Below are 12,695 nucleotides of genomic sequence, written 5' to 3'. Positions count from 1 at the left end.
CGTGGGCCACTCTACCAGCAACACGTGGATTGCGACTTTCGCGCGGCTTGCCTGCGCTATCGTTGCCGTGCTGTTCTGCGTGCCGGTGCACGCCGCGGCGCCAGGCATAACGGGGACGAGTTTCGATCTGACTGCCGAGGCGGCGCGCATTAGCCAGCCGGATGGCTCCAGCATCTACTCCTGGGGCTACGGCTGCCGTGCCGGCGGCACTGCGCCGGCCGGCTTTTCCCCTGCGGCTATCCCCGGTGCGGCCTGTCCCAGCATGCAGATACCGGGCCCGACGCTGATCGTCAGAAAGGGCGATACCGTGACGGTGACGCTCAGGAACAACCTGCCGGCGGCCGCCGGCAATACCTCGATTCTCTTCCCCGGGTTCCAGGTCACCACGTCAAACGGCGTGCCAGGCCTGCTCACCAGGGAGGCCGCGCACGGCGGGTCGGTCACCTATAGCTTCGTCGCAACGGCGGAGGGTACCCATGGTTACTACAGCGGCACGCAGGGCGACCTGCAGATAGAGATGGGACTGTATGGGGCCATCATTGTCTTGCCGACCACCCTACCTGCTGGCTGCCGCGCCGTCGGCAGCACGCTGCCGGACGGACAGACTGACTTCCGCAACGCGGCGGCAGCCTACACCAACAGCGCGGCGTGCTACGACCGCGAGTACCTGTTCCAATTTTCCGAGATGGATCCCCGCATCCATTCCCAGGCGGAGCAGCAGGTCGGGACACTGGCCGGGAAGGCGTGCACACGGCCCAACGGCTGCATGACCGTCGAGACCGAACCCTATCATCCAGCTTATTTCATGATCAATGGCCGCTCCATGCCCGACGACATGGATCCGAACTATGCCGTGCAGTATCCGCACCAGCCGTACAACGGCAATCCGCATATGCATCCCGGCGAGCTCGTGCTGCTGAGAATCATCGGTACCGGCCGCTGGCAGCATCCGTTCCATGAGCACGGCAATCACGTGYGGGTGCTGGCGCGCGACGGCAATCTAATACTCAGCCAGACCGACAATGTCTCGCCTGCCGGGCCGCTGCTGTTCACCACGACGACCACACCTGGCGTGGCGATGGATGGCATCTTCTACTGGACGGGCCGAGGTCTCAACTGGGACGTGTATGGCCATGTCGACGGCGGCCTGTACACCGACCCGGCGTTCCCTGCATACCTCGGTAAGCCGGTGGTATGCACCCCGGATGCAAACGGTTATTACACGGCAGACCCGATGGCGCCGAACTACTACGAGTGGTGCCAGGATCATAACAAGGCCCTCGAGACCCATCCGTTCGGCCAGGTCGGCAGCGGCGGTCCTGTAACGCTACCCGATGCGAACATCCTGACGAACGGTACCTGGTATGGCGGCAGTCCCTATCTGGGGCCCGATGCGACGGTCCGCGCTGTCGGGCCTACGGGCACTACGCCGCCCTCGGGCACGATCGCGAATCCCCCGACGAGCGAAGCTGGGTTCGCCTTCATGTGGCACTCGCACAATGAGCGCGAGATCACCACGAACAATATCTTCCCGGGCGGGATGATGATGATGATGCTTGTCGATCCACAAGCCTTCACGATCAACGAAGCCAATTAGAGGTCAGGGGAAACGCGATGAGATCCAACCAGTTCAAGGCGAGCCTCTTCGACTTGCTCAAGACAGGCCTCGCTGCATCGATTCTATTGATGGCGAGCTGCGCATCGTTCGCGCAGAGTGTCAACCTGACCGCGAGCGCGACAAGTACCACGCTGCCCGACGGACAAGTTGTACCGATGTGGGGCTACACCTGCACCGGCGCCGCTGCGCCCGCCGCTTGCAAGGGCTTGAATCCGAATGCCGGGACGAGCTGGACGCCAGTGGTGATTACCGTCCCTCCTGGCAATCTGACGATCAACCTTACCAATCATCTGCCGGTGCCTCCGGGCGCCACCTCGGGAATTCCCACGTCGCTGGTGATCGTGGGTCAATTGGGCGGCGGTCTGGGCGCGGCGCGAACAACAATGCCCAGCCCGAACCATGCGGTCCAGGCCGTGACCTGGCCGATCGCCGGGGATAGCAACGGCGCTACCTTTAGTCCGCCCAATCAGGGGCCCCGGGTCCAGTCCTTTGCAACCGAAGTGGCCACGGCCACCGGCGCAAGCCCAACGGCGCTGACATGGAGCAATCTCAAGCCCGGTACTTACCTGATCGAATCGGGAACCCACCCGTCCATCCAGGGTCCGRTGGGTCTTTATGGCGTGCTGGTGGTTACCACCGCTCCCGTAGTGCCCGCGCTGGGCACAGCCTATCCGGGCGTCACCTACAACGCGGACGTTCCTCTGCTGCTCAGCGAAATCGATGCCACGCAAAATGCCGCCGTTGCCACGGCTGTGTCGACCGCGAATTTCAGCGAAACCTCCTCCCGCGTCCTCAGGGACTCTGTCAGTTCCATCTCGGTGGCGCTCGACTCCGCCGGCAACCCCATCGCGGGTACCGGCTACAAGGCTGGCGATCTCGTCGCGTTCTCCGGTGGCGGCGCTTCGGTAGCGGCGACGGCTCATGTCGCAAGCGTGGATGGCACCGGCGCTATCACCGGTATCACGGTTGACAGTGCCGGGACGGGTTATTACGCCGTTCCCGACGTTACGGTAACGAGTACCACCGGCACCGGGGCGCAGGTCGTTGCGGCGTTGACCTTGACAGGCGTGATTTGCAGTGACCGCGCAGCCGCGTGCTATCCGCCTGCTGTCAACTACGATCCGCGCTACTACCTTATCAATGGCATCGCTTTCGACAGGACCAAGACCGCCAGTTCGCTATTCTCGACGAACCCTGCCAACACCACTGGCAGTGTCCTGGTGCGCTTCGTCAACGCTGGTCTGCGCATGCACGTACCGTCCATCGTAGGGGCGCTGACCACCGACAACAGTTCAGGTACGCCCAAGGTGGTTTCGGGACTGTCGCTGCTAGCGGAGGACGGCAATCTCCTCCCGGGGAACCGGCGAGTGCAGAATGAAGTATTCCTGGCTGCAGGCAAGACGTATGACGTACTGATCAATGCCCCCGTGGCTGTCGCTCCGGCGACCGCGCCAGCGGCCCTGGCGGTGTTTGATCGCCAGTTGAGCCTATCCACCAACAATCAGCGCGACGGCGGCATGATGGCATACATCGGCGCCAATGGCGCCACACTGCCCTCCAGCGGGGTGACTGCGAAGGCCAACCCCGACTCCTACTTCCTGGCTTCGGGCAGTAGCCTGACGGTGGCGGACCCCGCCAAGGGCGTGGTCGCCAACGACGTGGGCGTCTACGGCGTCAAGCTGCTGACAACACCCACGGGCGGCACGGTCACCTTGAATCCTGATGGTACGTTTACCTACGTGCCCAATGCTGGCACCACGTCCGACAGCTTCACCTACCAGGCGAACGGAAACGCCGCGCTGACGGCGAAGGTGACGCTGGCCGCCTGTACCGGTAGTTGCAAGGGAGGGGCGCCCACAGCCGGCGGCGACAGCTTCCTCAGCAATATTGCATCGCGGTTGCAGATCGGCGCGCCCGGCGTGCTGGCGAACGATAGCGATCCTTCGCAGCTTCCGCTGACTGCCGCGCTGGTTGCCGGTAGCGCCACGGGCGGCACGGTCACGCTGAACGCGGATGGCTCGTTCACGGCAATACCCACGGCTGCGCCGGGCCCCGCAACGACGGCTACCGTGACCTTCAAGTACAAGGCGGTGAATTCGCAGAAGACGCCGAGCAATGCTGCCACGGCGACGGTGACGTTCAAGGGCGGCAGTGGCCTGGTCGTGAATGTACTTGACGCGCCGAGCGTGCGGCCGGGGGCAACGCCGATCAAGATCACCGACTACCGCTGGATCATCGAGGAAGACCGCACCTTCCAGATCGACCCCGCATGCCAGGTGAACTCCGCCACGCGGCCGGCCAATTGCCCGCCGCTGCCGGTGCCGAGCCTGGGGACCAGCTTCCATACCAGCTATATGCCTGTCATTGCCGCGGGCTGTGTCGGTCAGGTTGCTTGCGAGGCGGGGCAGACAGTCTTCGACCCAGCGAGCAATTCGCACATGCCAGCCGTGTGCGACGTTGGCAATGGCGTCTGTCGCACGGACTCCTCGCAGCAGGCCCCGGTCGACCCGAGCCAGGTAGCGCTCGACCCGGCCAAGCACTACTACATTTCGATCTTGCCCGGCGATGCCGGCAACCCCTTCGCTGCGGGCGCGGGCGCTCCCCAGCCGGTCGATCCAGCCAAGCCCCAGGGGCTGCAGAGGCCTTTCAGTATTGCCAAGGACTGCCCGTCGGTCGCGGATTTCGCCCCCGGAACGGGAACCTGTGGCCACGGCATGGGCGGCGCGCCGATCGCGCCTGCACAGAAGGCGGTCAACATACCGCTGCAACAAACGCCGCTGGCGACGGCGAAGATCTCGGTGTTCGTGTTCGAGGATGACGCACCGCTTAACGGCGAAGTCGACGTCAGCGGCGGCACCGATGCCTTCGGGACGTCCCGGGAGCCGGGACTGGGAGGCTTCGAGATCAAGCTATTCGACGACGCCGGTGGCACGGGCGATCCAACCGGACAGATGACGTACGACATGTTCAACATGCCGCTGTCCAATTCGCTGCAGGGGATGATCGATCCGATCACGCACCTGAATGCGTGCCCGATCTCGCCAACGCCGAAGTCGGCGAAAGACGGACTGGTCGGCATGATTCCCACCTGTCCGAAATATGAATCCGACGGCAAGACACCGTCCCCGCTGGTCGGTCAGGCCATCATCGCCAATCTGATGCCCGGCAGATACGGCGTGGTCGCAACGCCGGCAGCCGACAGAATTGCCAAGGGCGAGGAGTGGCTCCAGACAAATACGCTTGACGGACAGAAAGCCCATGATGCCTTCATCAAGGTAGGCGGCCCGGCGTACTTCCAGGAGTTTGGCCCGGCCGGCTTCCACGTCTCCGTCGGCTTCGCCAACGCGAAGATCATCAATGATCGCAGGACCAATGCCGCGAAGTCCGGCCTATGCGACCGTTCCGGAGCCTCGTGCGCCAATGCGGTCAACGGCAGAATCACCAACCTGCACTACAGCCGGCCGCCCAACCAGCATCTCTACGGCAGCGGCTCGCGCGACTCCCTGGCTTTCACGCAGTGCTATGTGAGTCTGGGGGATCCGGACGGCGAGGATATCGCCTTCACCAAGTGCAACGACAAAGGCGAGTTCAGCTTTTCCGGTATTCCCGATGGCACTTTCAGGCTAACGGTCTTCGACCAGTGGAACGACCAGATCGTCGATGGCCTTGCCACGGCGGTACAGCTCGGACCTAACGCGAGGAGCGTCAATGTCGGAGATCTCGCGGTCCTGCAATGGCACACGAATCTCTATACCAGGACTTTCATCGATCTGAACCGTGACGGCGTTTCGCAAGACGGCGAGCCCGGCCTCACGCTGGTGCCGACCAACATCCGCTTCCGCGACGGCAGCTACTCCAATTTCAACAATACCGACCTCAACGGCTACGCCGCGTTCAACGAGGTCTTCCCGCTGTTCAACTGGTACGTGGTGGAAGCCGATACAACCCGTTTCAAGCAGACGGGTGTGCACGTGGTCTATGACGCTGGCGGTCCGCCGGATGGCACGCCTGGTGGCGGCAAGTCGAACATTGCGGCGAATTTTGCCAACACAACGGAATCCGCGACCGCACATCTACCAAACCAGCTACGGGTCCCTGGCGCGGTGTACTGCGACAACGCCGATTGCACTGGCTATTCGATCCTGCAACCCGGCCACAGTGCCGCCAACCCGTCGACCGGCCGGATCGATCCGCCGTCGGTGACCACCCTTGGCTGGCAGGGCTTTTCGGGCCAGAGCTCGTTCATCGAGTTCGGCAAGGCGCCGTTTGCCGCAAATGAGAACGGCGGTATCAAGGGTGAGGTGATCTATGCTTCTACGCGGCCGTTTGACGACCCCGCGCTGCTGATCCACACGAGCTGGACGCCCAACGTGCCGAACGTAACTGTCAACCTGTATCAGGAGGGTACCGCTCAGGATGGAACGCCCAGCCTGACCCTGGTGGATACCACCACGACCAGCAGCTGGGACGATTGGGCGCAGGGCTTTCGCAACAACGGCGTGCCCAATATGAACTGTCCGGGCCAGGAAACCACGGACCCGTACTTCTTCACATTGCGCAATAGCACCCAGTGGCTCGATCCGAAGCATACTGCCTTGCCGGCAAACTCCCAGTTCAAGTGCTATGACGGCATGCACATGTTCAATCAGCTGCAGCCCGCGCCCTACGATGGGATGTACCAATTCCCCAGCGTGAAAAGCAGGAATCCGCAAACCGGAAGGCCGATGGGTACCAACTGCAGCATCTGCGTGCCGAATCCCGCGGGTGGCGGAGTCTTTGAGGCCGGAACGCCCATGCTGCCCCCCGGCAAGTATGTGGTCGAGGTGGTTGTGCCCCCGGGCTACGAACTGGTGAAAGAGGAAGACAAGAACATCCTCATTGGCGACAACTACATCGCGCCGGTGACCCAGCAGTTCGCTGGCCTGGGCAGTATCTTCATCCTGCCCGACCAGGCGGCCGTGAATGCCACCTATAACGCGAACAATCCGCAGAACCCGACCACGGATCTGGGATCCACGCCCAGGCATGAGGGCGACACCGGGAGCGTCGAGACCTTCTGGCCCTGCGTCGGTGCGCTGCGCATCGTTCCCGACTATATCAGCCTGTTCCCGGGCTCGCAGGAAGTGGCGCCGTTCGCCGGTGCGTCGCGGCACCTGTGCGACCGCAAGGAGGTCACGCTTACCGATCAGATGACGGTGCTGGCGAAGTTCTGGGTATTCAGCTCAACCCACGTCGCCGCGCACTTCACCGGCTTCATGCTGGACGACTTCTCTTCGGAATTCGACCCGTATTCGCCGCAATTCGGCGAGAAGTTCGCCGTACCCAACGTGCCGGTGTCGATGAAGGATTTCGGCGGCAACGAAGTGGCCCGTGTGTACTCCGACCAGTGGGGCATCTTCAATGGCCTGAACTATTCGACCTGGGAAGTCAACCCGCCAAATCCGACCGGCTATGCGCCGACCATGATGGTCGCCTGCATGAACGACCCGGATATGCCGGATCCCGCGCACCCAGGGCAGACCATCAAGGATCCGCTGTACAACCCAGCGTACAGCCAGTTCTGCTATGAGATTCCCTTCATGCCGGGACAGACCCAGTACATGGATACGCCGGTGGTGCCGGTGCAGGCCTTCGCGGACGGCTACAACCAGCCTGACTGCGCGTATCCGGATGCCACTCCCGCGATCTCGATGGTGGTGGGCGATACCAGCAACGGTGGTGCCGGTCCTTGGGTCAGCGCCGCGGGCCACAGCCTGACCATCAGTGCGCTGGGCGACCAGCAGGTGATCAACCATGCCTACAGCGGGCCAGGGGCGACCAAGGCGCCGTACAACCAGAAGTTCATCACGCGCCATTACGGTTTCGGTAGCCAGTGCACCACCGTCGGTGGCGCCTGCACCGTTGCGTCGAGCGTGAGCATCGGTGGCGTGCCGGCGCAGATCACGTCCTGGACCGACCAGTCGATCACGGTCACGGTGCCGACGCTGTCGACCGATCACGGCGAACTGGTGATCACGGCAGGCAATGGCAAGAAGTCCGTCGACTCGGTCAGCGTCAGCATCGGCGGGAAGGCGCCGGCGTACGTCGCTGGCGAGAACGCCACCAGCAACGCCATCCAGACGGCGATCGACCGCGCTACCCCAGGCGACCTGATCATCGTGGGCCCGGGTGTCTACAAGGAGATGCTGCTGATGTGGAAACCGGTCCGGCTGCAAGGCGTTGGCGCTGCGTCGGTGACGGTCAATGCGAATACGCACCCTTCAGGCAAGATGGATCCGTGGCGTGCGCAGGTCAGCTGCCTGTTCGGCGTGTCCCGCAATGGTGGAGCGATCTCGTCGTCGAATCCCTTCGATCCCACCAACACCTACAGTTGCCCGTCAACCATGCAGCGGAAGATCGACCCCATACCATTCGAGCCGACCGTCGGGTGGGACAACACGCTCAACGGCAACCTGGGAGAGCTACTGATCGAGCCGACGCTGATGGGGGCGTACGAAGGTGCGGCGATTACGGTGCTGGCCAAAGGCGTGCAGGACGTCAACGGGCAGCCCGACCCCAACTGCGTCGCGAACGGCATCTGCACGCCGCTGACGACAAGCGCCGCGGATTGCGCTAATAATCCCGGCAATTTCCTCTGCAACCCGTCGCGCATCGATGGCATTACCTTCACCAACAGCTCGCAAGGCGGTGGTGGCATCTTCCTGCACGGCTGGAACCACAACATGGAGGTCTCGAACAACCGGGTCTTCGGCAACGCCGGCACGCTCACGGGCGGGATCACGATCGGCCAGGTCGAGGTGCCGGACGGCACCATCGGCGCCGACGGCGTGACCCAGATTCCGTTTGGCTACAACATGAACGTGAATGTGCACCACAACTCGGTGACCGCCAACGCTTCCTACGGCGACGAGATCAATTCGACCACGCCGTCGTCGGTAGGTGGTGTGACCTTCTGCTCGGGGGCCGACAACTACCATTTCAACTACAACTGGGTGTGCGGCAATATGAGCAGTGGCGACGGCGGCGGTGTTGCCCACTTCGGCTTCAGCTACAACGGCGACATTTCGCACAACGTGGTGCTGTTCAACCAGAGCAACAATCCGACGTTACCTACCTACGGGGGCGGCGTCATCGTCCAGGGGGTACCGCCGGACGGCACGTTCTGCGAGAACCAGACCGTCGACGTCGATTGCGCACCGCAGCTGTCCGATGGCGTCGGCCCGGGCCTGACGATTGACGGCAACCTGCTGATCGGCAACACAGCGGAAAGCGGTAAAGGCGGTGGGCTGCGCTTGCAGAACATCAATGGTACCGATGTACAACGCAGTCCAAAGGACTCGTCGAAGTGGTACCGGGTCTCCGTCACCAACAACATCATCGCGAATAACGTCGCGGGCTGGGCGGGAGGCGGCGTGTCGATCCAGGATGCCGTGGGTGTGAGTTTCATCAACAACACGGTCGTTTCCAACGACACGACTGCGTCGGCGGGCGTACTCTTCAACACGCCCGCGGCTGCCCAGGCCAATGTGCCGCCGCCGACCAACTGCACCACGGTGGGCGCGGAGACCACCTGCGACCCGATCACGACCTCGGCCTACCAGCCGGCCGGACTGGAGACGGCGCGTCACACGCCGAACTTCATCGCCGCGTTCGGCAACGCCGCGGTGACTTGCCCGGCAGGGACGGACCCGGGTGCGACCCATGCATGTACGACGTTCTCGAACCCGGTGCTGTCCAACAATCTGTTCTGGCAGAACCGCTCGTTCTACATCACGGTGGGCGGACCCAACGCCACGATCCCCGGCTTGCAGAACCTGGTGACTTTGAACCCCACGCTGAGCCAGACGGGCAAGACAACGGGCTATTGCGATCCCAAGGCGGTCTATTGGGACATCGGGGCCTTTGGCGACTCCGCTCCGAACAAGCATGAGTCGGGCCTGACGCTTACTCCCCTGTACTCGATCCTGACCGACGCCGGGGACTATCAGGGGGCAAACAACCAGGGCTCCAACCCAGCCGTGATCAGCCAGTACTGCAATGGCTCGCGCGTGCCGCCGGAAGGTGGCGGGATTGGGTTCGCCGTGCCTCCGGGCATTGCGGACGCGGTGCTGCCCAACCCGCTCTTCGGCCTGATGCCGACGGCGACCCCGGATGAAGGCAACCAGTGGATCAATATGTCCTACGGACCGCTCTCCCTGTTCAATGCCAGCATCCCATCGGGCAGCCCGGGCTACAACGTGCCGCTTGGCAACTACGCGATCACGTCCGGTTCGCCGGCAATCGACACCGCCACCGACGCGGGTGCCCCGAATCACGACTTCTTCGGTACCGTCCGGCCGCAAGGCGCGAAGTTCGATATCGGCGCGGTCGAGTTCGTGGCAAGCGCCGCATCCGGCGCGACCCTGACGCCGCAGACCCAGGACTTCGGCAGCGTCGAGCGGGGCGAGGCAGGGCCGGTTCATGTCTTTACGCTGAAGAATACGGGAGGCGTACCGTTGACTGGCATTGCGAACCCGGCGATCACGGTGGATAGCGCGAACTTCGTCATCGTTGCACAGCAGACGACCTGCGGCGCCGTCAACCCGAACGCGGGCAGCAGGATCACCAGCCTGACTCCGAACGGCACCTGCGCCATCGCCGTGCGGTTCAGGCCTAGCGGCCGCGACGCAGCGAACTCGGCTCAGAAGGGGACGCTCAGCATTTCCGATAGCGCCGGTACGCAGAGCTCGGCCTTGACTGGCGTGGCAATACGTTAGGAAAAGGGGGAGGAGCGCGAGGTGGAAAAGGGGGGGGGGAGGGGAGCGGCTCTGGGCGCCCCCTCCTGCATCGAGGAGCCAGGAACAGGTAAGCGCCAGGGATGACATAAGAAGATGTCCAGCCATACCAGAAACTTGATGACGATCGCGATGTTGCTCGCCGGTGGCGTCTGGGCGGGTAGGGCCCTGGCGGACTCGGCCTTCCCGCAGGAAGCGCCCTCGGCGGCGCTGACACATGCGCCTTCGCCGTCCGCCAGGACCTCGCCCTATACGCCGGTGAAGCTGCCAAAGCACGCGAAGGCCTACTACGATCTCTACGGCGGTGTCGAGGATCTGCACGTACGCCAGACTGCATCGGGCAACCTGATCCGCTTTAGCTATCGCGTGACCGACCCCAGGATCGCCCAGATGCTGGGCGACAAGAATGCGACGCCCTACCTGCTCGGGCAAAGGAGTCGGGCACTTCTGCAGATTCCTGTCATGGACAAGATTGGCCAGTTGCGGCAATCGGGCCCGCTGGCGGTCGGCCAGGAATACTGGATGGTGTTTTCCAACAAAGGCAACCTGATTAAAACCGGGGACCGCGTCAACGTGATGATCGGTGCCTTTCATATCGACGGCCTGGTGGTTGAATGATCGCGCGTGGGCGCGATCTGTGAGGTATGGATTGAGGGGGGTGTGCTCATGAACCGAATTCTCTTCCTGGCATTGGGGCTGGCGTCCCTGGCGGGGTCTGCCGGCGCGGCGACGGAAAGCGCATCGGGGAGCCGGCTGACGGCCGCTCAGATCGCCGACAGGAACGTGGCGGCTCGCGGCGGGCTTGAAGCCTGGCGGGCGGTAAGCAGTCTGACCATGTCGGGCCAGATCGATGTCGGCGGCAAGAAGGACGTGATGCTGCCGTACGTGGCCACGATGAAGCGGCCGCACAAGAGCCGCTTCGAGCTTCGCTTCCAGGACCAGACGGCCCTGCAGGTGTACGACGGGGCGCAAGGGTGGAAGGTCAGGCCCTTCCTGGGGCGCGATGAGGTCGAGCCGTACAGCGCAGCCGAGGCCAAGATCGCCGCGCAAGCCGCGGAGCTGGATGGCCCGTTGGTCGACTACGCCAGGAAAGGCACCAAGGTGGAACTGCTGGGGATGGAGTCCGTGGAGGGGCACCAGGCCTACAAGCTCAAGCTGACGATGAAGGACCGCGTGGAGCGGCGCTTGTGGGTGGACGCAACGAGCTTTCTCGAACTGAAGATGGAGGGCGAGCCGCGCAAGCTGGACGGCAGGATGCATGGTGTTGCCGTCTACTACCGGGATTACAAGACGGAGGGCGGGCTGAAGATGCCGCATGTCCTGGAGACCGCTGTCGAAGGCGTCAAGAAGGCCCACCGGATGACCGTCGAGCATGTGGCGATGAACCAGCCGGTGGACGATGCCGTGTTTGCGAAACCGCAGTTGGCGTCGGCCAGGTTACCCGGCAAGTAAGGGGGGGCTATGACTATCAGACGGATCGCCCTCGGGGCTCTCGCCGCTTGTGTCTCGCTGGCGGCGCTGGCGGCGCTGGCGGCGCAGCCATCGCCGTCGCCCGATTTGAGCGTGGCCCAGATCGTGGAGAAGAACGCTGCCGCACGGGGAGGACTTGAGGCCTGGCGGAAGATCCAGACCATGGTCTGGGTCGGACACGTGGAGAGCGCGAACGCGCCTGCCCGTTTTTTGCTGGCCATGAAGCGTCCCAACAAGACACGCTTCGAGATCACCGCGCTCAATCAGATGGCCGTGCGCGTCTTTGATGGCAGCCATGGCTGGAAGCTCCACCCGACCCAGGGCGGCAAGCCGAATCTGCAGCCCTATTCGATGGAAGAGGTGAAGTTCGCGCATGACGAGCAGGTGATCGACGGGCCGCTCATGGACTACGAGGCCAAGGGTATCGCCGTGACGCTCGACGGCGTCGATGAAGTCGAAGGGCACAAGGCATACCGCCTTGGCATCCGGCTACCCTCGGGCGGGAGCCGCCGCCTGTGGATCGACGCGAAGACATTCCTGGAACTCAAATACGACCGCGAATCTCGCAATGTCCTGGGACAGTCGCACACAGTCACTGTCTTCTATCGCGACTACAGGGCAATCGACGGGCTCCAGATTCCGTGCACGATCGAGAGCGGCGTCGCGACGGCCCAGGCAACGGACAAGCTCGTGATTGACGAAGTCTCGTTCAACCCCTCGCTGGGCGACTGGATGTTCGCCAAGCCCGGCACGCCGAGGCAGGATAAGCCGGTGTCGATCGATGCCCAGGCGCGGCCAGGTTCGGGCGATATGGCCTGGCCGGCGCCATAGCG

5 protein-coding genes are annotated in these 12,695 nt (G+C 63.3%); all 5 read left to right on the top strand.

What is annotated here, in order from left to right; genetic code table 11:
- Position 1: 1 nt before the first annotated feature.
- The 5 genes from AC1DQR_RS32720 (at position 2) to AC1DQR_RS32700 (ending at position 12,693) form a co-directional block, all read left to right on the top strand.
- Positions 2-1,597 (top strand): multicopper oxidase domain-containing protein, encoded by a 1,596-nt coding sequence (locus tag AC1DQR_RS32720; protein WP_477134487.1) that lies wholly within the window; start codon positions 2-4, stop codon positions 1,595-1,597.
- 17 nt (positions 1,598-1,614) lie between these two features.
- Positions 1,615-10,374 carry an Ig-like domain-containing protein gene (locus AC1DQR_RS32715; protein ID WP_477134486.1) on the top strand — a complete coding sequence of 2,920 codons (8,760 nt, stop codon included), beginning with the start codon at positions 1,615-1,617 and terminating at the stop codon, positions 10,372-10,374.
- 138 nt (positions 10,375-10,512) lie between these two features.
- Complete coding sequence (locus tag AC1DQR_RS32710; protein ID WP_416050902.1) at positions 10,513-11,010, top strand: hypothetical protein; 498 nt, start codon at positions 10,513-10,515, stop codon at positions 11,008-11,010.
- A 48-nt stretch (positions 11,011-11,058) separates the two neighbouring features.
- Positions 11,059-11,844: an outer membrane lipoprotein-sorting protein gene (locus tag AC1DQR_RS32705; protein WP_416050901.1), complete on the top strand. Its 786-nt coding sequence runs from the start codon at positions 11,059-11,061 to the stop codon at positions 11,842-11,844.
- Between the two features lie 9 nt (positions 11,845-11,853).
- Positions 11,854-12,693 (top strand): LolA-like protein, encoded by an 840-nt coding sequence (locus tag AC1DQR_RS32700; protein WP_477134485.1) that lies wholly within the window; start codon positions 11,854-11,856, stop codon positions 12,691-12,693.
- Positions 12,694-12,695 lie beyond the last annotated feature (2 nt).

Source organism: Cupriavidus sp. 05L411 (assembly GCF_056398045.1).
This window is presented reverse-complemented; position numbering and strand designations above follow the sequence as displayed.

Coding starts and splice junctions, on each gene's coding strand:
- AC1DQR_RS32710 (WP_416050902.1), top strand. CDS start 10,513: ATGACGATCGCGATGTTGCTCGCCGGTGGCGTCTGGGCGGGTAGGGCC.
- AC1DQR_RS32705 (WP_416050901.1), top strand. CDS start 11,059: ATGAACCGAATTCTCTTCCTGGCATTGGGGCTGGCGTCCCTGGCGGGG.
- AC1DQR_RS32700 (WP_477134485.1), top strand. CDS start 11,854: ATGACTATCAGACGGATCGCCCTCGGGGCTCTCGCCGCTTGTGTCTCG.